The sequence below is a fragment of the Cellulomonas sp. P4_H12 genome (genome assembly GCF_056400905.1).
In genome coordinates this window covers 16562-41006 of record NZ_JBFUKJ010000036.1, presented here as the reverse complement: position 1 = coordinate 41006, position 24445 = coordinate 16562, and the positions used below count along the sequence as shown (strand labels likewise).

The window sequence follows — 24445 nt, the reverse complement described above, 5'->3', positions numbered from 1 at the left end:
GCAACATGACCGGCCTCGCCTACAACCTTCGCAACATCAACAGTGGCAACATCACGTTCATGACGATCCCGTTCGCGCCCGCGAAGTCGGACCCCAACCGGGTCGAGTGGACCGCCGCCGCCTGCTCACCGTGCGCGGCATCGGCCCGTGGACCGTCGCGGAGATCACGTCCCGCGCGCTCGGCGACGCCGACGCGGTCTCCGTCGGCGACTTCCACCTGGCCCACCTCGTCGGCTGGGCGCTCACGGGACGACGCACCGACGACGCCGGGATGCTGACCCTGCTCGAGCCGTGGGCCGGCCACCGGCAACGCGTCATCCGGCTCCTCGAGATCACGCAGGCCGCGAACGCGCCGCGCTTCGGGCCGCGCGCACCGCGGGCGCGACCGCTGCGCTGAGAATCTCGTCGCCGGATCGTGTCGATCCACGCCGCTCGGGTTCGTCCTACAGATGAAGGCCCGAAACACGTCGACCCCACGGGGTCGCACCGCACAGACTGTCCCTACCGTCCGCGCCGACCACGTCGGCCGCGCCACACCCTCCCTCCCACTCCCGAGGTGCACCGCTGTGACCGACGAGACCCTGACCGACGAGACCCAGACCACCACCGGCCCGCCCGAGGGCGGCGCTCCGGACCACGGCCCGCGCGACCGCCTCGCGGTGCGCCTGCTGCTGACCTCGACGTTCGTCGTGATCCTCAACGAGACGATCATGGGCGTCGCGCTCCCCCACCTGATGACCGACCTGGACATCCCCGCCAGCACGGCGCAGTGGGTGACCACGGCGTTCATGCTGACGATGGCCGTCGTCATCCCGGTGACGGGCTTCGTGATCCAACGGTTCACCACCCGGACCACGTTCATCACCGCGATGACGCTGTTCAGCCTCGGCACGACCATCTGCGCGCTCGCGCCCGGGTTCGGCACGCTCATCGCGGGCCGCGTGGTGCAGGCCGGCGGCACGGCGATCATGCTGCCGCTGCTCATGACGACCGTCATGACGGTCACGCCGCCGGCCAGCCGCGGCCGCACCATGGGCAACATCTCGATCGTCATCTCCGTGGCGCCCGCCATCGGCCCGACGATCTCGGGCCTGGTCCTCAGCGTGCTCGACTGGCGGTGGCTGTTCGCCCTCGTGCTCCCGATCGCGATCGGCGCGCTCGCGCTCGGCGCGGTCCGGCTGCCGAACCTGACCGAGCCGAAGACGGCCCGCGTGGACGTCGGTTCGGTGGTCCTGTCGGCGTTCGCGTTCGGCGGCCTGGTCTACGGCCTCAGCGGCCTCGGCGCGGCGGCGACCACCGGCGTCTCGACGGCCACCTGGGTGTCGCTCGGCGTCGGCGCGGTCTCGCTCGTCGTGTTCATCTGGCGGCAGGTCCAGCTGCAGAAGGTCGACGACGCGCTGCTCGACCTGCGCACGTTCTCGTCGTCGACGTTCCGCATCTCGGTCGGCGTGATGGCGATCAGCATGATGTCGCTGTTCGGCACGCTGATCCTGGTGCCGCTGTACGCGCAGACGGTCCTCGGGCTCGAGGCGCTGCAGACCGGGCTGCTCCTGCTCCCCGGCGGCCTGCTCATGGGCCTGCTCGCCCCGAGCGTCGGCCGCGCCTACGACAAGTACGGCCCGCGGCCGCTGCTCGTGCCGGGCGCCGTGGTGGTCAGCGCGGGCGCGTGGGGCTTCACGCTCCTGGGCACGACGAGCTCGCCGTGGCTGCTGCTGGCCTCGCACGTGCTGCTCAGCGCGGGACTCGCCCTCATGTTCACGCCGCTGTTCACGTCCGCCCTGGGCTCGCTGCCGATGCACCTGTACTCGCACGGCAGCGCGGTCGTCGGCACCGTCCAGCAGGTCGCCGGCGCGGCCGGCACGGCCCTGTTCATCACGGTGCTCACGGCGCAGAGCGCGACGCTGGCGGCCGGCGGCTCGGACGTGCTCGACGCGACCGCGGGCGGCATCCACGCGGCCTTCCTGGTGGGCGCGGTCATCTCGCTCGTGGCCATCCCCGCCGCGTTCTTCGTGCGCGCCGCGCCGTCGCCGCACGGAGACCCGGCGGACGAGGCGGCGGAGGCGCTCGCCTACTGACTACGCTGGTGGGCACCCGCCTTCCCGCACCGAACCCCCGGAGGACGTCCATGAGCTACCCGGTGATCGAGCCTCGCGAGACCGAGTCGAACAACCCCGGTCGCGCCCTGGCCGTCGTCTTCCCCGCCATCCTGTTCGTGCTCGGCCTGGCGCTGTTCACGGTGGCGTTCAACCTCGGCGACGCGGGCCCGTGGGTCTTCGCCGGCGGCATCCTGTCGATCACGCTGGCCTTCGCCATCCCGACGACGATCCTGCCGGCCCTCGAGGACCGCTGACCGTCAGCGCCCCCGCCGCCACCAGCCGCGCCTGACCGGAGCCTCGGTCGTCGGCGCGACCGGCGGTGGCGGCGGCGTGCGGCGCGCGCGCCACTGGCGGACCTCGACCTCCACGTCGCGCAGGGGCGTGACCACGGGCGGTCCGCCCATCAGCTGACGGCGCGCGGATACGATGCGCGCGTTGAACTCGGCCAGGGCCTCGCGCACGTCCTTCTCGGTGCGCAGGGCGTCGAGCCGCTCGAGCAGCACCGCGTCGTCCTTGCGCAGCTGGATCGCCTCGGGCAGGACGCCCGTGATCTGCTCGCGGGCGATGAGCGCCTTCAGCCACCAGTCGGGGTCGTGCTGGGTGCCGATGCCCGGGATGGGCTTGCCGGCCAGCGGGAGGTCGTCGAACTCCCCGCGCGCGATCGCCTGGTCGATCACCACGTCGACCCACAGGTGCCGGTTGGCCATCCGGCCCGCAGCCTGCGGCGGGCCGTCCGAGGGCGCCGGCGCCGGCTCGCCGTCGCGCGCCGCGTCGCGGTCCACGCGATACCGGGCGGCGTCTCGCACCGGGTCGTGCTCGGGCATCGTCACCTCCGGGGCTCGTCGCCACCCAACCTACGACGGCCTCAGGGCGGGGCGCACGTCACTGCGGGAGGCGCAGCTCGGCCCGAAGACCCCCGAGCGTGGCCGTGCCGAGCACCACGTCGCCGCCCTGCTCGCGCGCGATCTCCCGGGCGATCGCCAGCCCGAGCCCGCTGCCGCCCGCGTCGCGCTCCCGCGCCTCGTCCAGCCGCACGAACCGCTCGAACACCCGCTCCCGGTCGGCCTCGGGCAGCCCGGCACCGTCGTCCTCCACGCGCACGGACCCGTCGGCGACCGTGACCTCCACGCGGTCGACGGCGTGCCGGGAGGCGTTGTCGACGAGGTTGCGCAGCACCCGGCCGACCGCCKCCGCGTCGCCGCGCGCCCGCCCCGTCCCCGTCACCGTGACGGCCACGGCGCCGCCCGGCCGGACGACGTCCCGCGCGACCGCGCCCAGGTCGAGGTCCTCGTGCACCAGCGGTGTCGACCCGACGCGCGCGAGCAGCAGCAGGTCGTCCACCAGCGCCTGCATCCGGAGCACCTCCCCCTCGAGGTCCGCGGCGAGCTCGTCGGTGCCGTAGGACGCCGGGTGGGCCCGCGCCACCTCGATGCTGGTGCGCAGGGCGGCCAGCGGCGAGCGCAGCTCGTGCGCCGCGTCGGCGACGAAGGCGCGCTGCCGGGCCGCGCCGGCCTCGAGCCGGTCGAGCATGGAGTTGAGCGTGCGCGCCAACGCCCCCAGCTCGTCGTCGCGCGCCGGCACCGGCAGGGAGCCCGGTCCCCCGGACGACGCCACCCGGGCGGCGCCGCGCCGCAGCTCCTCGACCGGCCGCAGCGCGCGCCCGAGAATGAGCCAGACGCCGAGGCCCAGCGCGAGCGTGAGCAGGGGCACGACGACCGCGAGCGCGAGCCGCAGCGCGTCCAGCACGCCCTGCACCTCGGTGAGCGGCACGCTGGCGACGACCGTGGCGGGCTCGCCTCGGTAGGTGGTCGGCTGGACCGCGACCCGCGCGAGCTCGTCGTAGGCGCTCTTGTCGGTGGTCGAGATCCCGTCGAGACCCGCGAGCACGTCCGCGGTCAGCACGGGCAGCGTCCGGCTCGCGTTGGGCGACGTCGCCAGCACGGCGCCGTCGGCGTCGATCAGCTGCACGATCTCGCCCGGCTCCGCGACCGGCAGCGTGTCGGGCAGCCGGTCGTCGGACGCGAGCGCCGCGACGGTCGCGGCGCGGTCCCGCACCACGTCGGACAGGGCGTCGACCCGCGTGCTGCGCAGGACGACGGTCAGCGCGATCGCCCCGACCACGAGCGCGACGCACACCGCGCCGGACGCGAACAGGGTCAGCCGCAGGCGCAGCGAGGCGCCCCGTCGCACCCGCGCCACCGCTAGCCCGCCACCCGGTACCCGGCCCCGCGGACCGTCTCGACGACCTCGCGGCCGAGCTTGCGACGCAGGTAGCCCACGTAGACCTCGACGACGTTGACGTCCTCGCCGGTCCCGTCCCAGACGTGGTCGCGCAGCTCGACCTTTCCGACGACGCGGTCGGCGTGGTGCATGAGGTACTCCAGCAGCGCGAGCTCGCGAGTGGTGAGCGACACCGGCTCGCCGCCGCGGCTCACGCGGCGCGTGGCCGGGTCGAGCACGAGGTCGCCGACGGTGAGCACGGGCGGGCGCACCTGACCCTGCCGGCGCAGGAGCGCGCGCAGCCGCGAGACCAGCACGACGAACGCGAACGGCTTGGTCAGGTAGTCGTCGGCCCCGACGTCGAGCCCGTCGGCGACGTCGTACTCGCCATCCTTGGCGCTGAGCATGAGCACCGGGGTCCACACGTCCCGCGCCCGCAGCTCGGTCACCACGTCGTACCCGTTGCGACGCGGGAGCATGACGTCGAGCACGATCGCGTCGTACGCGTCCTCGGAGGCCAGCTCGAGCCCGCGCTCGCCGTCGTAGGCCACGTCGACGGCGAACCCCTCGGCGGTCAGGCCCCGGTGCAGCGCGCGCACGAGCCCGCGCTCGTCGTCGACCACCAGCACCCGCATGCGTCGAGCATCGCACCCGCCGGCCACGGGAGTGGTCCCGAGCTCTCAGGATGCCCTCAGCAGGCACGATGCACAGTGGTCGCATGAACGAGTCCCGTCGCACCCTGTCTCCCCGAGCCCGCTGGGCAGTCCCAGCCGTTGCCGCCGTCGCGGTCGGTCTGGCGTTCGTCGCCCCGCCGCTGTTCGCCTCCGCCGGCGACTCCGGCCTGCCGACGATCAGTCCCGAGGACCTGGCGGCGAAGGTCGCGAGCGCCGAGCCGTCGCCGCTGTCCGGCACCGTCGTCTACACGGCGCGGCTCGGCCTGCCGGAGCTCCCGTTCGGCGACGTCGGCGGCGCGAACCCGGTCGCCCTGCTGAGCGGGAGCTCGACCATGCGCGTCTGGTCGGACGGCGGGCAGCGCTCGCGCGTCGCCCTGCTCGGCCCGACCAGCGAGTACTCGGTCGTGCAGGACGGTGCGCAGGCGTGGACGTACTCGAGCACCGACGACGCGGTCGTGCACTACAGCCTGGATCCGGCGGACACGGCCCGCTACGACGAGCTGGCCGCGCAGGCGCAGGCCGGCGAGCTGCCCGTGCAGGACGACCTGCCGACGCCCGCCGAGGCCGGCCGCGAGGCCGTCGGGCTGGCCAAGCAGTCGTCGACGGTCACGCTCGACTCGCAGACCGAGGTCGCCGGGCACGCCGCCTACCAGCTCGTGGTGACGCCGACCAGCGACTCGACCCTCGTCGGGAGGATCGTGGTGGCCGTGGACGCGACGACCTCGACCCCGCTGCGCGTGCAGGTGTGGAGCAAGGCCGACACCAAGACCCCCGCTCTGGAGATCGGCTTCACGGACGTGTCGTTCGCGACGCCCGCCGACTCCGTCCTCGCCTTCTCCGCCCCGGCCGGCGCGTCCACCCGCGACGTCGTCGTGCCGCTGCCCGACCAGCCCGCCGCGGCGAGCGCCACCCCGGACAAGGCGCTGCCGGAGGGCGTGACCGTGACCGGCACCGGCTGGGACACGGTCGTGCAGGCCTCCGGGCTGGACGTGGCGGCCCTGCTGGCCGGCGACCCGAGCGCCGCGGCCGCGCTGCCCGGCATCGACAAGACGTTCGGCTCGCAGGGTGCCGAGCAGCTCTACCAGGAGTTCGTGCCCGAGGAGGGCTCGGGATCGCCGATGGGCTCCCTGGACACCTCAGCGCTGTACGACACCCTCACGACCGCGGTGCCCGAGGGCCGGCTGCTCCAGTCCGCGCTGCTGTCCGTACTGGTCACCGACGACGGCCGCGTGCTGGTCGGTGCGGTGCCCGGAGCCACGCTCCAGGCACTGGCGGCACGGTGACCGAACGCGCTGCCGAGGCCGCACCCGCGGGGGTTCCCGAGGGTGCGGCCTTGGTCGACCTCGCCATCCGCACGGACGGGCTCACCAAGCGGTTCCGGTCGGGGCAGGTGGCCGTCGACGGGATCGACCTGCGCGTGCCGAGGGGCGCGGTCTACGGGTTCATCGGCCCCAACGGCTCGGGCAAGACGACGACCATCCGGATGCTGCTCGGGCTGGTGCGGCCGACGAGCGGGCGCGCGTTCCTGCTCGGGGAGCCGATGCCCGAGGCCGGCGCTGTGGTGCTCCCCCGGGTGGGCGCGCTGGTCGAGGGCCCCGCGTTCCACCCGTACCTGACCGGGCGCGCGAACCTGGGCCGGCTCGACGCGAGCGACGCGACCGCCGACCCGCGCACGGCCACCCAGCGCGCCGACGAGGCGCTCGAGCGCGTCGGTCTCGCCGCCGCGGCCGCCAAGCCGTACCGGCAGTACTCGCTCGGCATGAAGCAGCGGCTGGGCCTCGCGGCGGCGCTGCTGCGGCCGCGTGACCTGCTGGTGCTCGACGAGCCGACCAACGGGCTCGACCCGCAGGGCACGCGCGAGGTGCGGACCCTCGTGCGCGAGCTGGCCGACCACGGCACGACCGTGCTGGTCTCGTCGCACCTGCTGGCGGAGATCGAGCAGGTCTGCTCGCACATCGGGATCATGGGCCGCGGTCACCTGCTGCTGCAGGGCGACCGCGCCGCGCTGACCGACCGCGGCGCCGCCCGGGTGTTCGTCCAGACGTCCGTCGACCACGTCGGCGCGGCGGCGGAGGTGCTCACCGGCCTCGGACTGACGGAGGTCGGCGCGACCGGCGTCACGGTCGGCGGGCTGCTCGGCGGCGTGCCGCCTGAGAAGGTCTCGGCGGCCCTGGTGCACGCCGGGGTCGACCTGCTGGGCCTCGAGGTGCGCCGGCCGAACCTCGAGCAGATCTTCGTCGGCCTGACCGGGGAGGGCTTCGATGTCGCTCGTTGACGTGGCCCCCACCTACACCCCTCGGAGGGGCTCCCTGCTGCGGCTCACCCGCAGCGAGCTGCGGCTCGTGCTGGGCCGACGCCGCAACCTCGTGCTGCTGTCGGGGCTCGCGCTCGTGCCCTTGCTGCTCGGCACGGTCCTGTTCGTCACCCAGGACTCCGCGCTCGACGGCCAGGGTCCCGGGTTCATCGGCCAGGTGACCGGCAACGGGCTGTTCCTCGTCGTCGCGTCGCTGTTCCTGTGCCTGCCGTTCCTGCTGCCGCTGACCATCGGCATCGCGTCGGGCGACGCCGTCGCCGGCGAGGCGTCGGCGGGCACGCTGCGCTACCTGCTGACCGTGCCGGTCGCGCGGGGCAGGCTGCTCGCGGTCAAGGCCGTCGGCGCGCTCGCCTTCGCCGCGTCGGCCGTGCTGGCCATCGCGGTCGTCGGGCTGGTGACCGGCGCGGTGTACTTCGGGCTGCGCGGCGTCACGCTGCTCTCGGGCACCACGGTCCCGCTCGGCGACGGCGTGCTGCGCGTGGGGGCGATCGTCGCCTACGTCGGGCTCTCGATGACCGGGCTCGTCGCGGTCGGGCTGTTCTACTCGACGCTCACCGAGGTGCCCGTCGGCGCCATGGCCGCGACCGTGGTCACGGCGATCGTGTGCGGCGTCCTCGACCAGCTGCCGCAGCTGCACGCCATCGCGCCCGCGCTGCTCACCCACCACTGGCTCGACTTCGCGGAGTTCCTGCGGCTCGAGCCCGACTGGGGCGTGCTGGGGCAGGGGCTCGCCCTGCAGGCCGCCTGGGTGGTGATCTTCGGCGCTCTGGCGTGGAGCCGCTTCACGACGGCGGACGTCTCGAGCTGACCCGGCGAGAGCCGCGGGTAGTGTCCCGCCATGCGGCGACGGCGCGGGCTGGGGGACGTCGAGCTGGTCGAGCCCGCGGTCGAGCCTGCACCGGAACCGTCGAGCCGACCACCCACCCGGCGGCGGCTCTGGCTCGCGATGGGTGCGGCCGGCGTCGTGCTCGCGCTCGGCGTGACCCAGTGGGTGGTCACGGCCCGCGAGGACGCGGCCGTGGCCCGGCTCGCGCGGCTGCCGGGCGTCGTCTCGCCCGTCGACGACACGCTCGAGGTCGTCCGTCGGCTCACGCCCGGCGACGCCGTCACGCTGACCGGGCGGGCGAGCGGGACGCTGCTCCGCGCGGACGACGGATCGCAGACCTACCGGTGGTTCGAGCCCGCCAGCGAGAGGACCGGCTGGACCACGCAGCTGCTCGGCCCGACCGCGCTGCCCGCGGACCCGTCGCAGGTGGCCGGCGTCAGCACCTGCGAGCCGGACGACGACCAGCGACGCGTGGTCTGCGTCGTCACGGACGGCGCGCGGGTGATGGACGGCACCGGGCGGATCGACGAGCTGCCCGCCACCACGAGAGAGCTGGTGGTGCTCGACACCGCTGACGGGTCCGTCGTCTCCCGGACGCCGATCGAGCGCGGGACGGCACTCGCCGTGCTGCCGGGGGACGTCGCGGTGGTGGGCGCCCTCACCGACGAGCTCGTCGAGATCACCGCCTACGACACCCGCACCGGTCGCGAACGGTGGACGCACGAGCAGCCGTGGAGGCCCGGCGGGGGCGACCTCGACGTGTTCCGCGCCAACGACCTCGTGGCGTTCTCCGCGCCAGACCACCGTCTCACGCTGCTGTCGTCGGACGGTGCCGTCGTCCGGAGCGGCATCGAGCTGGACTACCTCGGCGACCCGGGGCTGGGCCTGCGGCTCGGTTGGCAGCTCGATCCTCGCGACGGGACCCTCGTCGTCACGGGCCAGGGTTCCGACGGTCTCGCCCGGTCGACGTTCCTCGCGGCCGACGGCGACCCCGACCTCGACGTCACGGTGACGGGCCAGCCGGTGCCGGTCGGTGTCGACGACGGCAGCGTCCCGCGAATGCTCCTGACCGGTGACAACGCCGTCCATGCGTGGGACGCGCAGACCGGCGCCCTCCGGTGGTCCGCCGACGTGCGGTCGACCACCTCCGCGCTCGTCCTGCGGGGCCGGGTGATCCTCACCACCGACCGCGGGGTCGTCGCGATCGACGGACGGTCGGGGCGCGTGCTGTGGCGCAGCGACGAGCTCGTCGGGCTCACACCGTCGGCCCTGCTGACGGACGGCGCGCACGTGCTCGTGGCGACGGAGCGGACGGGCGTCGGCGCCGCGCCCGCCCTCCTCGCCTACGACCCGGCCGACGGTGCCGAGGCGTTCCGCGCGCCCTACCCCGCCGGGGTCGTCGAGTTGGGCGCTCTCGGCCGGACCCTGGTCGGGCGCGACGCGGCGAGCGACGAGCGCGTCCAGCTCGGCTGAGCCGTCCGCTCAGGGCAGAAGCTCGCTACACCCGATCGGCGAGGATCGCGGGCTAGCGTGGCGGCAGGACCTGCCTGACCCCTCGGAGGACGCGATGGACCCGCACCAGACCCACCGCCCCGAGCCTTTGCTGCGGCGCCTCGTCGGCGCGATCCTGCGGGAGCACCGCGAGCGCCAGGGCCGCACGCTCCGGGACGTCGCGGTGGACGCGCGCGTGTCGATCGCGTACCTGAGCGAGGTGGAGCGGGGCCGCAAGGAGGCCTCGTCGGAGGTGCTCGCCGCGGTCTGCCGGGCGCTCGGGCTCCGGCTGGTCGACCTGATCGGGACCGCCCACGCGCAGCTCGCGCTGGCCGAGGGTCGCGTGGTCGTGGACCTCACCGCACCCACCGCCGGCGAGCCGGCCGCGGCGTCGGCCGGCCGGGAGCTCGCCACCGTCACCACGCTCACCGCGCGCGCCGACACCGTCCCGACCGGCCTGCTGCTCGCCGCCTAAGCCAGGGCGGGGAGATCCTTGAGCGTCGCCACCACCCGGTCCGCCAGCCCGTAGTCGACCGCCTGCTGCGCCGTGAGGATGAGGTCGCGCTCGGTGTCGGTGCGCAGCTTGGCCAGGGGCTGCCCGGTGTGCCGGTGCAGGATCTGGTCGACCTCCTCGCGCAGCCGGGCGATCTCGCGCGCCTGGATCTCGAGGTCGGCCGCGGTTCCCTCGCCGCCGCCGGACGGCTGGTGCAGCAGGACGCGCGCGTGCTCGAGGACGTGCCGGTTCCCGGGCGTGCCGGCGGCCAGGAGCACGGCCGCCGCGGACGCCGCCTGGCCCAGGCAGAACGTGGCCACGGTCGGCTTGATGTACTGGATGGTGTCGTAGACGGCCAGCAGCGCGGTGATCGAGCCGCCGGGCGAGTTGATGTACAGGTGGATGGGCGAGTCCTGGCTCTCCGACTGCAGGTGGAGCAGCTGCGCGATCACCACGTTGGCCACGCCGTCGTCGATCTCGGTGCCCAGGAAGATGATCCGGTCGGTGAGCAGCCGCGAGTAGACGTCGGAGGCCCGCTCCCCCGTCGGCCGCTGCTCGATGACGACCGGGATCGTGTACTGGCCGGCCATCACAGGCCCGCCCGTCGCAGCGGGGCGTCGGGTCGGACGTCGTCGAGGTGCTCGACCACGAGGTCGATGAACCCGTAGGCCAGCGCCTCCTCGGCCGTGAACCAGCGGTCGCGGTCGGCGTCGCGCTCGATGGTCTCGACGGACTGCCCGGTGTGCTCGGCCGTCAACGACTGCATGGTGCGCTTCACGTGCGCCATGTTCTGCGCCTGGATCGCGATGTCGATGGCGGTGCCGCCGATGCCGCCCGAGGGCTGGTGCATGAGCACGCGCGAGTGGCGCAGCGCGAACCGCTTGCCCGGGGTGCCGGCGCTGAGCAGGAACTGTGCGGCGCTCGCCGCCAGGCCCATCGCCAGCGTGGACACGTCGTTCGGGATGAGCCGCATGGTGTCGTACATGGCGAGGGCCGCGCTCACCGAGCCACCGGGCGAGTTGATGTACAGCGCGATGTCGCGTCGCGGGTCCTCGGCCGAGAGCAGCAGCAGCTGGGCGCAGACGCGGTTCGCGATGGCGTCGTCGACCTCCTGGCCCAGCACGACGATGCGCTGGTGCAGCAGCCGGGTGGACAGGTCGTCGTCGAACGGCCGGACGGTCGGTGGGGCGGTGCTCATGAGTTCCTCCTGGGGGTTCGCTGTCCTGCGACCGTGGCACGCCGCCGGCGTCGGAAGGCCCCCGGTCTGCCGTCGGCGGATCTGCCCACGGCAGACGGTTAGCCTCGACGGGTGCCCCTCGAGCTGCGGTCGGACTGCGCCCGCTGCGTCGGCCTGTGCTGCGTCGCGCTGCCGTTCGCGCGGTCCTCGGACTTCGCCTTCGACAAGGCCGCGGGCGAGCCGTGCCGGAAGCTGGCGACGGACTTCCGGTGCACGATCCACGCGAGCCTGCGCGACCGCGGCATGACGGGGTGCACGGTCTACGAGTGCTTCGGCGCCGGGCAGCACGTCACGCAGGGCACCTACGGGGGACGCAGCTGGCGCGACGACCCCGGCACCCGGTCCGAGATGTTCGCCGTCTTCCCCGTGGTCAGGCACCTGCACGAGCTGCTCACGTACCTGGCCGAGGTGCTGGCGATGCCGGCGGCGCGCCCGGTGCACGAGGACGCCCGACGCGCCTACGGCGAGGTCGCGCGGCTGGCCGACGCGGACCCGGCGACGATCCTCGGGGTGGACGTGGGCGCGCAGCGCCGGGCCGTCGGCCCGGTGCTGGAACAGGCGAGCGCGCTGGCCCGGGCCGGCCTGCGGGGGCGCCGGCACCGGGACGCCGACCTCGTCGGCACGGACCTGCGTCGCGCCGACCTGCGGGGAGCGGACCTGCGCGGCGCGTACCTGCTCGGTGCCGACCTGCGCGCGGCGGACCTGCGGTCGGCGGACCTGCTCGGTGCGGACCTGCGCGGCGCCCGGCTGGACGGCGCGGACCTCACCGGCGCGCTGTTCGTCACGCCGCCGCAGGTCGCGTCCGCCCGGGGCGACGCGACGACCCGGCTGCCCGACGGCCTCGAACCACCTGCGCACTGGTGAGATGTCGAGATCCGCGGCGCGGTTCCGACCACCTCACGAAGGGACGCCCGGCACCGGGCCGGGCGTCAGAGCACCGGAGGTACCGAGATGTCGAGCATCAGCCCGTTCCTGTGGTTCGACGACCAGGCCGAGCAGGCCGCCGAGCGCTACGTGACGATCTTCCCGAACTCGCGCATCACCGAGGTCGCCCGCTACGGCGAGGGCGCTCCCCAGCCGGCCGGCACCGCCATGACCGTGAGCTTCGTCCTCGACGGCCTCGAGGTGACGGCCCTCAACGGCGGCCCCCAGTACCAGCTCACCGACGCGTTCTCGATGATGGTCTCCGTCCCGGACCAGGCGGAGTGCGACCGCGTCTGGGACGCGCTCGTGGCCGACGGCGGCGAGCCGGGTCGGTGCGGCTGGCTCAAGGACCGCTGGGGCCTGTCGTGGCAGGTGATCCCGACCGCGTTGCCCGCGCTGCTGAGCGATCCCGACCCCGCCCGTGCGAACCGCGCGATGAACGCGATGTTCACCATGTCCAAGATCGACGTGGCGGCGCTGCAGGCGGCGGCCGACGAGGCGGACGTCCCCGTCGCGTGACCCCCGGGTGCGGGACCGCCGTCAGCCCAGGTCCGCCAGGCGCGGCACTGCCGGGGCGACGCGGTCCCGCACCCACGCCGCCAGGCTCGTGGCCGGCGGGCGCAGGATCACGGTCTCGACGCCCAGGTCGGCGTACGGCGTGACGTCGCGGACGAACTGGTCGACGTCGCCCGACAGGAGGGCGTCGCCGCCGTGCAGCAGGGTCACCCGGATCTCCGCCGGGTCCCGACCGACGTCCTCGCAGTGGCCCTTGAGCACGTCGAGCTTGTGCGCGACCTCGTCGGGCGTCGTCGCGAAGAGGTTGCACGCGTCGCCGTACTGCGCGACCAGCCGGAGGGTCTTGCGCTCTCCCGACCCGCCGATGAGGATCTCGGGGCGCTTCAGCGGCTGCGGCGAGCACAGCGTCTGCGCCAGCCGGTAGTGCTTGCCCTCGTACGGGCCGTCGTTCGTCGGGTCCCACATCTGGCGGCAGATCTGCAGCGTCTCCTCGACGCGCTCGAAACGCTCCGCCAGGGGCGGGTACGGCACGCCCATCGCGAGGTGCTCCTCCTCGTACCAGGCGGCGCCGAGGCCCAGGGTCGCTCGCCCGCCGCTGAGCACGTCCAGCGTGGCGACGATCTTGGCCAGCAGCCCCGGGTAGCGGTACGTCACGCCCGTGACGAGCACACCTAGCTGGACGTTCGACGTCACGCCGGCCAGGTACCCGAGCGTGGTGTAGGCCTCGAGCATCGGGTCCTCGGCCGGGAAGCCGGCGCGGACCATCTGGAAGTAGTGGTCCATGACCGAGACCCAGGCGACCCCCGCCTCGTCGGCGGCCGACGCCGTGTCGGCGAGCTCCTGACGCAGCGCGGAGGGCTCGACCGAGTCGAATCGCATGAGGTGGACGCCGACGCGCACGGGGACTCCTTCGGGTGGGTGTCCTTGCACCCTGCCCCTTCGAGCGCGCTCGAAGTCAAGCGTCAGTGGACCACCCAGTCGGAGAGCACCAGCAGGACGACGTCCACCGCGGCGACCGCGATCGCGAACGCGAACGGCAGCCGGTTGCGGCCCCCGCCCAGCGCCAGCACGGTGCCCACGATCGTCAGGCCCAGCGCGACGACGAGCACGCCCGCGGCGGCKGCGCGCGGCGGGCCGGCCGGCGCGAGCACCAGCACGACGGTCGCGGCGACCAGCGAGACGCCCGTCCCGATGCTGGTCGCGACGCCCCCGACCCGGTGCGGCAGCCCGCGCACGCCGGTCGCACGATCGTCCTGCAGGTCCGGCACCACGTTCGCGCCGTGGGCGCCGATGCCGAGCAGGGCGCCCGCCGTCATGGCCCACCACGCCGCGACGGGCGTCCCGGGCAGCGCGAGCGCGATGGCCAGCGGCAGGAAGCCGAACGAGAACGCGTACGGCGCCCACGACCACACCGTGCTCTTCAGGCGCACGTTGTAGGCCCAGGCCGACGCGACGGTGGCCAGGTGCACCAGCCCGGCGCGCCAGCCGAGGGCGAACGACAGGACGACGCAGGCCGCCGCCGCGACCAGCGCCGCGGTGCGCACGGTGGACACCGCCAACCGACCGGTGCCGACGGGCTTGTCGGTCCGGCCGACCGTCGCGTCCCGACCGGCGTCGATCCAGTCGTTCGACCACCCCACCGAGAGCTGCCCGGCCAGGATCGCGGCGCCGACGAGCGCGGTGGTCAGCGCCGGGGCGCCCGCGCCGGCGGCCATCGCGACCGCGAACACAGTCACCGCGACGGTCGGCCCGGGGTGGCAGGCGAGGGCCAGGTCGGCGGCGCGGGTGCGCCGCGGGTTCTCGGTCAACCGGCCCACCTCCTCGGACGGGTCATCGTCGCAGGTCGGACGACCGCGGAGTGACGCGTCCCCGGGGATGCCCCGGTTGCCCGCGTCACCGTGACGGACCGACCGACGCATGACACCATGCCGGAATGGTGCGCATCGCCTCGATCGCCCCGGTCCTGCCCGCCCACGCGCACGGGCAGGCCGAGATCACGGACGCCATCGCGCCCCTGCTCACCTCGGACCCGCGCCGTCGCCGCACGATCGACCGGATCCACGCCGCGACGGGCATCGAGACGCGCCACCTCGCGCTGCCGCTCGAGGACTACGCGGGCCTCACCTCCTTCGCGGCCGCGAACGACGCGTTCGTGCGCGAGGGCACCGCGCTCGCGGCCGAGGCGTGCCGCCGCGCGCTGGCCGCCGCGGGGCTCCGGGCCGCCGACGTCGACTTCCTGCTGTTCACGTCGATCACCGGCATCGCGACACCCTCCGTCGACGCACTCCTGGTCGAGCGCCTCGGCCTGCGCCCCGACGTCAAGCGGCTGCCCGTGTTCGGGCTCGGGTGCGTGGCCGGCGCCGCGGGCATCGCGCGCGTGCGGGACTACCTGCAGGGCCACCCGCAGGACGTCGCCCTGCTGGTGTCCGTCGAGCTGTGCTCGCTCACGCTGCAGCACGGCGACGACTCGATGGCCAACGTGGTCTCGAGCGGGCTGTTCGGCGACGGAGCGGCCGCGGCCGTGCTGGTGGGCACCGACCGGGCGGCCGACCTCCAGGGCGGGGTCGACGTCGTGGCGGCGCGCAGCGCGCTGTACCCCGACACCGCCGGCGCTCTGGGCTGGGACATCGGCGGGAGCGGGTTCCGCATCGTGCTGGCGGCGAGCCTCGCGGACATCGTCGAGGAGCACCTGGGTCAGGGCGTCGTCGACCTGCTCGCCGCGCACGACCTCAAGGTCGCCGACGTCGGCACGTGGGTGGCGCACACCGGCGGCCCAAAGATCCTGCAGGCCGCGGCCCGGGCCCTGGACCTGCCCGACGAGGCGTTCGCCGCCAGCTGGCGGTCCCTGGCCCGGGTGGGCAACCTGAGCTCGTCCGGCGTGCTGCACGTGCTGGCCGACGAACTGGCGGCGGGCRGTCAGATCCCCGGCTCGCCCGGCGTGCTGTTCGCCATCGGCCCGGGCGTGTGCACCGAGACCGTCCTGCTGCGCTGGCCCGAGGAGCCGTAGGTGATCGCATACGACTGGCTGATCGTCGTCGTCGCGTTCGAGCGCCTGGCCGAGCTGATCGTGTCGCAGCGGCACGTGACCTGGGCGCTCGCGCACGGCGGCGTCGAGACCGGCAAGCGGCACTACCCGCCGATGGTCGCCCTGCACACCGGGCTGCTGGTCGCCTGCGTGGTCGAGGTGCACGTGGCCGACCGGCCGTTCCTGCCCGCGCTGGGGTGGACGGCGCTGGTGCTCGTCGTCGCCGCGAACGCTTTGCGCTGGTGGTGCATCTCGACGCTGGGCAACCAGTGGAGCACCCGCGTGATCGTGGTCCCCGGCATCGCGCTGGTCCGGCGCGGCCCCTACCGCTGGCTGAGCCACCCCAACTACGTCGCCGTGGCCGTCGAGGGCGCCGCGCTCCCCCTGGTGCACACCGCATGGGTCACCGCCCTCGCGTTCACGGTGCTCAACGCCGTGCTGCTGCTGGGCTTCCGGATCCCCACGGAGGAGCGCGCGCTGGCCTCGGTCAGCCCGGCCACCCCGGCGACCGCGTGACGCCCGACGCCGACCTGCTGATCATCGGCGGCGGGCCTGTCGGGCTCGCCGCCGCCGTCGAGGGGCGCCTCGCGGGGCTGTCGGTCATCGTCGTCGAGCCCCGCGCCACGCCCGTCGACAAGGCCTGCGGGGAGGGCCTGATGCCGGGCGCGGTCGCGGCGCTCGCGCGCCTCGGTGTGCACCCGCAGGGGCATCGGCTCAGCGGCATCCGCTACCTGCGGGGGGCCCGCGTGGCGGACCACCTCTTCGCGACGACGCCCGGGCTCGGCGTGCGGCGCACCGTCCTGCACGCGGCGCTGGCCGAGCGGGCGGCCGAGCTCGGTGCGGTCGTCGTGCCCGGGCGCGGCGGAGCCGTCGAGCAGGACGCGGACGCGGTCTGGTGCGCCGGCATCAGCGGACGGTGGCTGCTCGCGTGCGACGGCCTGCACTCGACCGTCCGCCGGCAGGTGGACCTCTCGCCCGACCGGCGCGGCACCGGTCGCCGCTTCGGCGTCCGTCGGCACTTCCGGGTGGCGCCGTGGACCGACCTGGTCGAGGTGCACTGGGGGCGCTCCGTCGAGGCGTACGTGACGCCGGTGGCCGAGGACGTCGTCGGTGTGGCGCTGCTCGGGCCCGCCCACCACGACTACGAGCGGACCCTCGACTCCTTCGGCGCCCTGCGCCGGCGCCTGGGCGACGCCGAGACGCTGGGACCGGCCCGCGGCGCCGGCCCGTTGCACCAGCGCACCCGGCGCCGGACCGCCGGCCGCGTCCGCCTGGTCGGCGACGCGTCCGGCTACGTGGACGCGCTGACCGGCGAGGGCGTGCGCGTCGGGCTCGCGCAGGCGAACGCGGCGATCGCGACCCTGGACGACGACGTGGCCGGCTCCAACGCCGCCTACGAGAAGGCCTGGTCCGCCGCCACGCGCGACTACCGGGTGCTCACCCGCGGCCTGCTCGCCGCGGCGCGCTCGCCGCTGCGGCGGGGCATCGTGCCCCTCGCCGCCGCCGCCCCCGGCCTGTACGGGACGGTCGTGGAGCGGCTCGCGCGCTGATCACCACGGCACGACACCCGCCCGGTCGGTGAACGTACCGGTCGGCCCGTCGGGCGGAAAGGTCGCCGCGGCGACCACCGCGTCGGTCCCCTCCTGCACGGTCTGCGTACCGCGGAAGCCGTTGAGGGCGGTGCCGGTGTACCCGGGGTCGACGGCGTTGACCTGGTACCTCGATAGCGCCTTGGCGTACTGCGACGTGATCATGTTCAGCGCGGTCTTCGACGACGGGTACACCAGGCCGTGGAGGGTGGACTCGAACCGCTCCGGGTCGGTGGTGATGCCGAGCGAGCCCATGCCGCTGGACACCATGACGATCCGGGGCTGGGCGGACCGGTCGAGCAGGGGCAGGAAGGCGTGCGTGGTGCGCACCGGCCCGAGCACGTTGACGCCGTACACGCGCAGGAAGTCGGTGGCCGTGGTGTCCCGCGGCGGGAGCATGCCGCCCGCGACGCCTGCGTTGTTCACGAGCACGTCCAGCCGACCGCCCTGCTCGTCGATCGTGCGCACCGCGGCGTCGACCGAGGCGTCGTCCGTGACGTCGAGCTGGACGGCGCGGACGTCGCCCTCGATCTGGTCGGCGAGCTCCGTGCCCTGCGCGACGTCGCGTGCGCCGAGCCAGACGGTCCAACCGAGCGCGGCGAGCCGCCGGACGGTCTGCGTGCCGAGTCCTTGGGTGGCCCCCGTGACGAGGGCGATGGTGGTGGTGGTGTTGGTGGTCATGGGTCCACCGTCGCCCGGGACCGCGGCGGCTTCCAGGACCGGCGGAGCCTAGGACCGGCGGTACCCCTCTGCGCCTCTCGGCGTTCGCCAGCCGTGCGGCATCCTGGGGCGATGGACCGGTCCGAGCTCGCGCAGGTGCTCCGCCGAGCGCGCACGGCGCTCTCGCCGCAGGACGTGGGTCTGCCCGCCGGCACCCGCCGACGCGTCGCCGGGMTGCGGCGCGAGGAGGTGGCCCAGCTGGCCGGCGTCAGCGTCGACTACGTGGTGCGGCTGGAGCAGGGGCGCGGGCCGCACCCGTCGCCGCAGGTGCTCACCGCGCTCGCCCGGGCGCTGCGGATGGACGACGACGCCCGCGCGGAGCTGTTCCACCTGGCCGGCAACGCCCCGCCCACGCCCGGCCGCGTCGACGAGCACGTGCGCCCGAGCGTTCAGCGCCTGCTCGACCGGCTGGACGACCTGCCCACCATGGTGCTGAGCGCGCGCGGCGACATCCTGGCGTGGAACGCGCTCGCCTCCGCGCTGCTCGGCGACTGGTCCTTGGTCCCTCGTCGGCAGCGCAACATCATCTGGCTGCGGTTCCTGGGCGAGCCGGACCCCCGGCGCAGCACGGTGGCCATGGGCGACGAGGAGCGCGAGGCGACCGCCGCCCAGTCCGTCGCCACCCTGCGCGCCACGGCGGCCCGCTATCCCGGCGACCCGTCGGTACGGGACCTGGTCAGCGAGCTGAGGAGGCGCAGCGACCGGTTCGACCAGCTGTGGCGGGCGGGCGGCTCGTCGACGAGCTGGCCGTTCCACCGCAAGACGATCGACCACCCGAGCCTGGGCCGGATCGTGCTCGACTGCGACTCCCTGCACGTGCCCGACAGCGACCAGACGGTGATCGTCTACTCGGCCGAGCCGGGGACGCCGGACGCCGACGCCCTCGCGCTCCTGCGGGTGCTCGGCACGCAGTCGATGACGCCCGCGGGCTGAGTCAGCGGCCGAACGCCGCCGGGCCGTCGGGGACGAGCGCCCAGGCGATCCGGGCGTGCATCTCGGCGGACATGGGCGGCAGGGCGTCGAGCGCGAACCAGGCGGCGTCGGTGTTCTCGCCGTCGTCGGGGAACGGCTCGCCCGAGACGTAGCGGAAGCGGAACGTGAGGTCGAGGTACTGCGCGTGGTCGCCGTTGTCGTAGACCATCGGCGGCAGCGCGTGCACCCAGGYGAGCCGCTCCGGCACGGCGACGACGGACGCCTCCTCGAGCACCTCGCGGGCACCGGCGTCGGACGGCTCCTCCCCGGGGTCGACGATGCCGGTCACCGGGGTCCACTCGCCGTTGTCGGCCCGCCGCACCAGCAGCACGTGATCGTCGTCCCGCAGCACCACGGCGGTCACGCCGGGCAGCCAGAGCAGGTCGTGGCCCACGGCGGCCCGCAGCGCGAGGACGTGGTCGGGGATCGCCATGCGGGGTTCTCCTCGGGTCGTGCGGACGGTGCGGCGACCGTACCGTGCGGACGACGCCGGTCTCCCGGCAGGGGACAATGGTGCGTCGCCGACCGAGAAGGATCTCTGCCGTGAACCAGCCCCGCATGAACGTCGAGTCGTTCAACCTCGACCACCGGACCGTCGCCGCGCCGTACGTGCGCCTGGCCGACACCAAGCACCTGCCCGCCGGGGACGTGATCCAGAAGTACGACGTCCGCTTCACGCAGCCGAACGTCGCGCACCTCGAGATGCCGACCGTCCACTCCCTCGAGCACCTCTTCGCGGAGCACTCCCGCAACCACTCGGACCGCGTCATCGACTTCTCGCCCATGGGCTGCCAGACCGGCTTCTACCTGATCCTGCAGGGCGAGTGGGACTACGACGACGTCCTCACCCTGGTGCAGGACACCCTGACGGACATCACGACGGCCACCGAGGTGCCCGCGGCGAACGAGGTGCAGTGCGGCTGGGGCGCGAACCACACGCTCGAGGGCGCGCAGGACGCCGCCCGCACGTTCCTCGGCGCGCGCGACGAGTGGGAGCACGTGACCGCATGATCGCCGTCGACGCGGTCATCGTCACCGCGATGCCCGACGAGTCCGCGGCGTTCCTGAGCCGCGCCGACGTCGTCGGCGACCCGACCGCGATGGGCCACGCCGAGCACCGGCTGCTCACCGTCTGCGGTCGCCAGGTGCTGCTCGTGCAGTGCGGCATCGGCCTGGTGAACTCCGCGACGGCGGCGGCGGTGGCTATCCAGGGCACGCACCCGCGCGCGGTCATCAGTGCCGGCAGCGCGGGCGGCGTCGGCCTGGACGTGCGCGTGGGCGACGTGGTGGTCGGCTCGGAGTACGTGTACTCCGGCGCCGACGCCCGCGCCTTCGGGTACGAGCTGGGCCAGGTGCCGGGCATGCCCGAGGTGTACGAGGCCGAGCAGGTGCTGCACGACGCCGCCGTCACCGCCGGCGTCGACCTGCGCGTCCTGTCCGGCACCGTCCTGTCCGGGGACGCATTCATCGACGCCAGCCGCATCGACCGGATCCGGGCGTCGTTCCCCTCCGCCCTGGCCACGGACATGGAGTCGGCGGCCCTCGCCCACACCGCGCACCTGTACGGGGTGCCGTTCCTCTCGGTCCGGGGCATCTCCGACCTGTGCGGCCCGGTGGCGGGCTCGGACTTCCTCCTGCACGTGGACGACGCCGCGGACCGTTCGGCCGCCGTCGTCATCGAGGTCCTGCGGCGGCTGGCCGTCGGGGACATGGCCCACGCCCGCTGACCGTCAGCCCTCACAGAAAGAGACCCGATGACCCAGAACCACCCCGTCCGCGTGCACCCGAGCGCCGACCGTCTGGCGCGTGCCGACCAGCTGGCCTGGGCCATCGCGGAAGTGGCGGCCGACCCCGTCGAGGTGCCGGACGAGGTGGTCGACATGATCATCAACCGCGTCATCGACAACGCCGCGGTCACGGTCGCCTCGCTGACGCGCACTCCCCCGTCGGCGGCCCGTGCCCAGGCGCTCGCGCACCCGTACGCCGGCGCCAGGCACGGCGCGACCGTGTCGGGCGTCGAGCCGAGCACGCGGGTCAGCCCCGAGTGGGCCGCCTGGGCGAACGGCGTCGCGGTGCGTGAGCTCGACTACCACGACACGTTCCTGGCGGCCGACTACTCCCACCCGGGCGACAACATCCCGCCGATCGTCGCCGTCGCGCAGCACGTGGGACGCGACGGAGCGGCGCTCGTGCGCGCGATCGCCACGGGCTACGAGATCCAGGTCGACCTGGTCCGCGCGATCAGCCTGCACAAGCACAAGATCGACCACGTCGCGCACCTGGGCCCGTCGGTGGCTGCCGGCCTGGGCACGCTGCTCGACCTGTCGCCCGAGGTGATCTTCCACGCCGTCGGCCAGGCGCTCCACACGACGACGGCCACGCGGCAGTCGCGCAAGGGCGAGATCTCGTCGTGGAAGGCCTACGCGCCGGCGTTCGCCGGCAAGGTCGCCATCGAGGCGGTCGACCGGGCGATGCGCGGCGAGACGTCGCCGACGCCGATCTACGAGGGCGAGGACGGCGTCATCGCGTGGCTGCTGGACGGCCCCGACGCCGCGTACGACGTCCCGCTGCCCGCACCCGGCGAGGCCAAGACGGCAATCCTCGACACGTACACCAAGGAGCACTCCGCGGAGTACCAGTCGCAGGCCCTCATCGACCTGGCCCGGCGCCTGCACGGCGAGCGCCCGGACCTCACGGACCCGGCGAACGTCGAGTCGATCGTCATCCACACCTCGCACCACACGCACTACGTCATCGGCTCGGGCGCCAACGACCCCCAGAAGTACGACCCGACGGCGTCGCGCGAGACGCTCGACCACTCGATCCCGTACATCTTCACGGTTGCGCTGCAGGACGGCGCCTGGCACCACGTCGACTCGTACGCGCCGTCCCGCGCGGGGCGCGCCGACACGATCGCCCTGTGGCTCAAGGTCACCACCACCGAGGACCCGGAGTGGACCCGTCGGTACCACTCGACCGACCCGGACGAGAAGGCGTTCGGCGGCCGCGTCGTCATCACGACCACGGCCGGCGAGGTGGTCGAGGCCGAGATCGCCGTCGCGGACGCCCACCCCCTGGGAGCCCGGCCGTTCGCCCGCGAGCAGTACGTGGCGAAGTTCCGCACGCTCGCCGAGGGTGTGCTCGACGCGGCCGAGATCGAGCGGTTCCTCGACGTCGCGCAGCGCCTGCCGTCCCTCACCGCGGACGAGCTGGCCGGCCTCACGGTCGTCGCCCCCGCCGGCCTGCTGGACACCGTGAGCACCCCGGAAGGACTCTTCTGATGCTGTACGCCACGACCACCGCAGCCGACAAGCGCGTCGCGCTGCGCGAGCGGCTCGCCTCGGGTCGGCTCCTGCAGCTGCCGGGCGCGTTCAACCCGCTGTCGGCCCGGCTCATCGAGGCCAAGGGCTTCGACGGCGTGTACATCTCCGGCGCGGTGCTGTCGGCGGACCTCGGGCTGCCGGACATCGGGCTGACCACGGCCACCGAGGTCACGCTGCGCGCGGGGCAGATCGCCCGGATGACCGGGCTGCCGTCGATCGTCGACGCCGACACCGGGTTCGGCGAGCCCATGAACGTCGCGCGGACCGTCCAGGGCCTCGAGGACGCCGGCCTGGCGGGCTGCCACATCGAGGACCAGGTCAACCCGAAGCGATGCGGCCACCTCGACGGGAAGGCCGTGGTCGACGACGACACGGCGCTGCAGCGCATCCGCGCGGCCGTCGACGGGCGCCGCGACCCGAACTTCCTCGTCATGGCGCGCACCGACATCCGCGCCGTCGACGGCCTGTCGGCCACGATCGACCGGGCCAAGGCGCTGGTCGACGCGGGCGCCGACGCGATCTTCCCCGAGGCCCTCACGAGTGCCGACGAGTTCGCCGCGGTCCGCGCCGCCGTCGACGTGCCGCTGCTGGCCAACATGACCGAGTTCGGCAAGGGCGAGCTGCTCACCACCCAGCAGCTGACCGACCTCGGCATCAACATCGTCATCTACCCGGTCACGCTGCTGCGCCTGGCCATGGGCGCCGCGATGCGCGGCCTCGACCAGATCCGCGCCGAGGGCACCCAGGCCGGCCTGCTGGACCAGATGCAGACGCGCGCGGAGCTCTACGAGCTGCTCGACTACGAGTCGTACGGCCACTTCGACGCGAATGTGTTCAACTTCAAGCTCTGAGCAGGACGAACGTCCGTCAACGACGATGGAGGCAGTGCATGACCGAGTCCGACGTCCAGATCCACAAGGGCCTGGCAGGGGTGGTCGTCGACACCACCGAGATCAGCTCCGTCGACGCCGCGAGCAACTCGCTGCTGTACCGCGGCTACCCGGTCCAGCAGCTGGCCGCCTCGCGCTCGTTCGAGGAGGTCGCGTACCTGCTCTGGCACGGTGAGCTGCCCACGGCGGAGCAGCTCGAGGCGCTGCAGGGGGCCGAGCGCCTGCAGCGCCGGCTCCACGACGAGGTCGTCGCTGCGGTCCAGGCGCTCCCGCTCACGTGCCACCCGATGGACGTCGTCCGCACGGCCGTCAGCGTGCTGGGCGCGCACGACCCGAGCGCCGAGGACTCGTCGCGCGAGGCGAACCTGGCCAAGTCCGTGCGCCTCTTCGCGCAGCTGCCCGGGATCGTCGCGCTCGACCAGCGCCGACGCCGCGGCGAGGAGCCGATCGAGCCCCGCCAGGACCTCGGGTTCGCCGAGAACCTCCTCTGGGTGACGTTCGGCGAGCTGCCGGACCCGGTGGTGGTGCGCGCGTTCGAGGTCTCGATGGTGCTGTACGCCGAGCACTCGTTCAACGCGTCGACGTTCACCGCCCGGGTCATCGCGTCCACGCTCTCCGACCTGCACTCGGCGGTCACGGGCGCGGTCGGCGCGCTCAAGGGCCCGCTGCACGGCGGCGCCAACGAGGCCGTCATGGAGACCTTCGCGGAGATCGGCACCGCCGACCGCGCCGCCGCGTGGCTCGACGACGCGCTGGCGAGCAAGCGCAAGATCATGGGCTTCGGCCACCGCGTCTACAAGCACGGCGACTCCCGGGTGCCGACCATGCGCGAGTCGCTGGTCACGCTCGTCGAGCACTACGACCGCCCGGACATGCTCGATCTCTACGACGCCCTCGAGGCGGCGATGACCGAGCGAAAGAACATCCTGCCCAACCTCGACTACCCCACCGGGCCCGCGTACCACCTCATGGGCTTCGACACCCCGACGTTCACGCCGCTGTTCGTCGCGAGCCGGATCACGGGCTGGACCGCGCACATCATGGAGCAGCTGGGCGCCAACTCGCTGATCCGGCCGCTCAGCCAGTACGTGGGCCCGGCGCGACGGGACGTGCCGACCACCTGACGGTCGCGGAT

The 24445-nt window shown here is 73.9% G+C and carries 27 protein-coding genes and 1 pseudogene; 19 read left to right on the top strand and 9 right to left on the bottom strand.

All coding sequences use genetic code 11. The annotated features are described in order from the left end of the window. Positions 1–112: 112 nt before the first annotated feature. From AC1DQC_RS17605 to AC1DQC_RS17595, 3 genes and pseudogenes are all read left to right on the top strand, one after another. A pseudogene (locus AC1DQC_RS17605) lies at positions 113–397 on the top strand (DNA-3-methyladenine glycosylase 2 family protein); the annotation flags it as partial. Positions 398–566: 169 nt separating this feature from the next. Beyond that, positions 567–2075, top strand: a complete 1509-nt coding sequence (locus AC1DQC_RS17600; protein WP_477052525.1) for an MDR family MFS transporter — start codon at positions 567–569, stop codon at positions 2073–2075. Between the two features lie 50 nt (positions 2076–2125). After that, on the top strand, positions 2126–2350 hold the full coding sequence (locus tag AC1DQC_RS17595; protein WP_477052524.1) for a hypothetical protein: 225 nt from the start codon (positions 2126–2128) through the stop codon (positions 2348–2350). A gap of 3 nt (positions 2351–2353) precedes the next feature. Here AC1DQC_RS17595 and AC1DQC_RS17590 read toward each other — a convergent pair whose 3' ends face one another. The 3 genes from AC1DQC_RS17590 to AC1DQC_RS17580 are packed head-to-tail and all read right to left on the bottom strand — an operon-like array spanning position 2354 to position 4951. Further along, on the bottom strand, positions 2354–2920 hold the full coding sequence (locus tag AC1DQC_RS17590; RefSeq protein WP_477052523.1) for a DnaJ family domain-containing protein: 567 nt from the start codon (positions 2918–2920) through the stop codon (positions 2354–2356). Between the two features lie 58 nt (positions 2921–2978). After that, positions 2979–4286, bottom strand: a complete 1308-nt coding sequence (locus AC1DQC_RS17585; RefSeq protein ID WP_477052522.1) for an ATP-binding protein — start codon at positions 4284–4286, stop codon at positions 2979–2981. An 11-nt stretch (positions 4287–4297) separates the two neighbouring features. Then, a complete protein-coding gene (locus AC1DQC_RS17580; protein WP_477052521.1) occupies positions 4298–4951 on the bottom strand; it encodes a response regulator transcription factor in 654 nt (217 codons plus the stop codon). An 83-nt stretch (positions 4952–5034) separates the two neighbouring features. On the opposite strand from AC1DQC_RS17580, the gene AC1DQC_RS17575 reads away from it, so the two are divergent. From AC1DQC_RS17575 to AC1DQC_RS17555, 5 genes are all read left to right on the top strand, one after another. Next, on the top strand, positions 5035–6273 hold the full coding sequence (locus tag AC1DQC_RS17575; RefSeq protein ID WP_477052520.1) for a LolA family protein: 1239 nt from the start codon (positions 5035–5037) through the stop codon (positions 6271–6273). 50 nt (positions 6274–6323) lie between these two features. After that, on the top strand, positions 6324–7265 hold the full coding sequence (locus tag AC1DQC_RS17570; RefSeq protein ID WP_477052519.1) for an ABC transporter ATP-binding protein: 942 nt from the start codon (positions 6324–6326) through the stop codon (positions 7263–7265). Continuing rightward, the gene (locus tag AC1DQC_RS17565) at positions 7252–8112 is read left to right on the top strand and encodes an ABC transporter permease (protein ID WP_477052518.1); all 861 of its coding nucleotides are present in this window, start codon (positions 7252–7254) and stop codon (positions 8110–8112) included. Before AC1DQC_RS17570 ends, AC1DQC_RS17565 begins: the two co-directional genes overlap by 14 nt. Positions 8113–8142: 30 nt before the next feature. Next, a complete protein-coding gene (locus AC1DQC_RS17560; RefSeq protein ID WP_477052517.1) occupies positions 8143–9603 on the top strand; it encodes an outer membrane protein assembly factor BamB family protein in 1461 nt (486 codons plus the stop codon). Positions 9604–9697: 94 nt separating this feature from the next. Continuing rightward, entirely contained in the window at positions 9698–10096 is a 399-nt protein-coding gene (locus AC1DQC_RS17555; protein WP_477052516.1) for a helix-turn-helix domain-containing protein, read from the top strand. Here the strand turns inward: AC1DQC_RS17555 and AC1DQC_RS17550 are convergent. Further along, complete coding sequence (locus AC1DQC_RS17550) at positions 10093–10704, bottom strand: ClpP family protease (protein WP_477052515.1); 612 nt, start codon at positions 10702–10704, stop codon at positions 10093–10095. The genes AC1DQC_RS17555 and AC1DQC_RS17550 overlap by 4 nt on opposite strands. Further along, positions 10704–11312 carry a ClpP family protease gene (locus AC1DQC_RS17545; protein ID WP_477052514.1) on the bottom strand — a complete coding sequence of 203 codons (609 nt, stop codon included), beginning with the start codon at positions 11310–11312 and terminating at the stop codon, positions 10704–10706. Before AC1DQC_RS17545 ends, AC1DQC_RS17550 begins: the two co-directional genes overlap by 1 nt. Before the next feature lie 111 nt (positions 11313–11423). Here AC1DQC_RS17545 and AC1DQC_RS17540 point away from each other — a divergent pair, with 111 nt between their 5' ends. Then, on the top strand, positions 11424–12215 hold the full coding sequence (locus AC1DQC_RS17540) for a pentapeptide repeat-containing protein (protein WP_477052513.1): 792 nt from the start codon (positions 11424–11426) through the stop codon (positions 12213–12215). A gap of 87 nt (positions 12216–12302) precedes the next feature. Continuing rightward, entirely contained in the window at positions 12303–12794 is a 492-nt protein-coding gene (locus AC1DQC_RS17535; protein WP_477052512.1) for a VOC family protein, read from the top strand. Positions 12795–12815: 21 nt separating this feature from the next. Here AC1DQC_RS17535 and AC1DQC_RS17530 read toward each other — a convergent pair whose 3' ends face one another. Next, complete coding sequence (locus tag AC1DQC_RS17530; RefSeq protein WP_477052511.1) at positions 12816–13691, bottom strand: LLM class F420-dependent oxidoreductase; 876 nt, start codon at positions 13689–13691, stop codon at positions 12816–12818. 62 nt (positions 13692–13753) lie between these two features. Next, positions 13754–14599 carry a UbiA family prenyltransferase gene (locus tag AC1DQC_RS17525; RefSeq protein ID WP_477052510.1) on the bottom strand — a complete coding sequence of 282 codons (846 nt, stop codon included), beginning with the start codon at positions 14597–14599 and terminating at the stop codon, positions 13754–13756. 125 nt (positions 14600–14724) lie between these two features. Here AC1DQC_RS17525 and AC1DQC_RS17520 point away from each other — a divergent pair, with 125 nt between their 5' ends. The 3 genes from AC1DQC_RS17520 to AC1DQC_RS17510 are packed head-to-tail and all read left to right on the top strand — an operon-like array spanning position 14725 to position 17366. Next, complete coding sequence (locus tag AC1DQC_RS17520; protein WP_477052509.1) at positions 14725–15798, top strand: type III polyketide synthase; 1074 nt, start codon at positions 14725–14727, stop codon at positions 15796–15798. Next, positions 15799–16332: an isoprenylcysteine carboxyl methyltransferase family protein gene (locus tag AC1DQC_RS17515; protein WP_477052508.1), complete on the top strand. Its 534-nt coding sequence runs from the start codon at positions 15799–15801 to the stop codon at positions 16330–16332. It begins immediately after the preceding gene. Next, positions 16329–17366 carry an NAD(P)/FAD-dependent oxidoreductase gene (locus AC1DQC_RS17510; protein WP_477052507.1) on the top strand — a complete coding sequence of 346 codons (1038 nt, stop codon included), beginning with the start codon at positions 16329–16331 and terminating at the stop codon, positions 17364–17366. Before AC1DQC_RS17515 ends, AC1DQC_RS17510 begins: the two co-directional genes overlap by 4 nt. Here the strand turns inward: AC1DQC_RS17510 and AC1DQC_RS17505 are convergent, their stop codons facing one another. Continuing rightward, positions 17367–18086 carry an SDR family NAD(P)-dependent oxidoreductase gene (locus AC1DQC_RS17505; protein WP_477052506.1) on the bottom strand — a complete coding sequence of 240 codons (720 nt, stop codon included), beginning with the start codon at positions 18084–18086 and terminating at the stop codon, positions 17367–17369. Between the two features lie 111 nt (positions 18087–18197). On the opposite strand from AC1DQC_RS17505, the gene AC1DQC_RS17500 reads away from it, so the two are divergent. Then, positions 18198–19058, top strand: a complete 861-nt coding sequence (locus AC1DQC_RS17500) for a helix-turn-helix transcriptional regulator (protein WP_477052505.1) — start codon at positions 18198–18200, stop codon at positions 19056–19058. Position 19059: 1 nt separating this feature from the next. Here AC1DQC_RS17500 and AC1DQC_RS17495 read toward each other — a convergent pair whose 3' ends face one another. Further along, complete coding sequence (locus tag AC1DQC_RS17495) at positions 19060–19530, bottom strand: NUDIX hydrolase (RefSeq protein ID WP_477052504.1); 471 nt, start codon at positions 19528–19530, stop codon at positions 19060–19062. Between the two features lie 125 nt (positions 19531–19655). Between AC1DQC_RS17495 and AC1DQC_RS17490 the strand changes: the two genes are divergently transcribed. From AC1DQC_RS17490 to AC1DQC_RS17470, 5 genes are read left to right on the top strand one after another with little or no spacing between them, the layout of a single operon-like run. Then, positions 19656–20108, top strand: a complete 453-nt coding sequence (locus tag AC1DQC_RS17490; protein ID WP_477052526.1) for an S-ribosylhomocysteine lyase — start codon at positions 19656–19658, stop codon at positions 20106–20108. Then, complete coding sequence (mtnN, locus tag AC1DQC_RS17485) at positions 20105–20824, top strand: 5'-methylthioadenosine/S-adenosylhomocysteine nucleosidase (RefSeq protein ID WP_477052503.1); 720 nt, start codon at positions 20105–20107, stop codon at positions 20822–20824. The genes AC1DQC_RS17490 and mtnN overlap by 4 nt, the downstream gene beginning before the upstream one ends. A gap of 27 nt (positions 20825–20851) precedes the next feature. Then, positions 20852–22378, top strand: a complete 1527-nt coding sequence (locus tag AC1DQC_RS17480; RefSeq protein WP_477052502.1) for an MmgE/PrpD family protein — start codon at positions 20852–20854, stop codon at positions 22376–22378. After that, positions 22378–23271 (top strand): methylisocitrate lyase, encoded by an 894-nt coding sequence (prpB, locus tag AC1DQC_RS17475; protein ID WP_477052501.1) that lies wholly within the window; start codon positions 22378–22380, stop codon positions 23269–23271. The genes AC1DQC_RS17480 and prpB overlap by 1 nt, the downstream gene beginning before the upstream one ends. Positions 23272–23309: 38 nt before the next feature. Further along, positions 23310–24434: a bifunctional 2-methylcitrate synthase/citrate synthase gene (locus tag AC1DQC_RS17470; protein WP_477052500.1), complete on the top strand. Its 1125-nt coding sequence runs from the start codon at positions 23310–23312 to the stop codon at positions 24432–24434. Positions 24435–24445 lie beyond the last annotated feature (11 nt).